The sequence below is a fragment of the Burkholderia sp. BCC1996 genome, from assembly GCF_905339955.1.
Classification (GTDB): Bacteria; Pseudomonadota; Gammaproteobacteria; order Burkholderiales; family Burkholderiaceae; genus Burkholderia.
On sequence record NZ_CAJPHM010000095.1, the window covers coordinates 1 to 661 of the forward strand.

Consider the following 661-nt stretch of genomic DNA (forward strand, 5'->3'; position numbering starts at 1 on the left):
TGCACGCAACCCAGAGAGAATCGATGATCTCCCAATCCATCTTCAAGGCATATGACATTCGCGGTGTGGTCGGCAAGACGCTCGACGCCGATACGGCGCGCGCGATCGGCCGGGCCTTCGGCAGCGAAGTGCGCGCCCAGGGCGGCGACGCGGTCGTCGTCGCGCGCGACGGCCGCCTGTCGGGGCCCGAGCTCGTCGGCGCACTCGCCGATGGCCTGCGTGCGGCGGGCGTCGACGTCGTCGACGTCGGCATGGTGCCCACGCCGGTCGGCTATTTCGCGGCGAGCGTGCCGCTCGCGCTGAAGGGCGGCGAGCGCCGCGTCGATTCGTGCATCGTCGTCACCGGCAGCCACAACCCGCCCGACTACAACGGCTTCAAGATGGTGCTGCGCGGCGCGGCGATCTACGGCGAGCAGATCCAGGCGCTGTACCGCCGCATCGTCGACGAGCGCTTCGAAACGGGCAGCGGCGCGTTCGAGCAGTTCGACGTCGCCGATCAGTACATCGCGCGCATCGTTGGCGACGTGAAGCTCGCGCGCCCGCTGAAGCTCGTCGTCGACGCCGGCAACGGCGTCGCGGGCCCGCTCGCGACGCGCCTGTTCAAGGCGCTCGGCTGCACGCTCGTCGAGCGCTTCACCGACATCGACGGCACGTTCCCGAA

The 661-nt window shown here is 69.7% G+C and carries 1 pseudogene; it reads left to right on the forward strand.

The window, feature by feature from the left end:
• Positions 1–23 precede the first annotated feature (23 nt).
• Positions 24–661: pseudogene (locus U4Z64_RS37360) on the forward strand (phosphomannomutase/phosphoglucomutase); the annotation flags it as partial.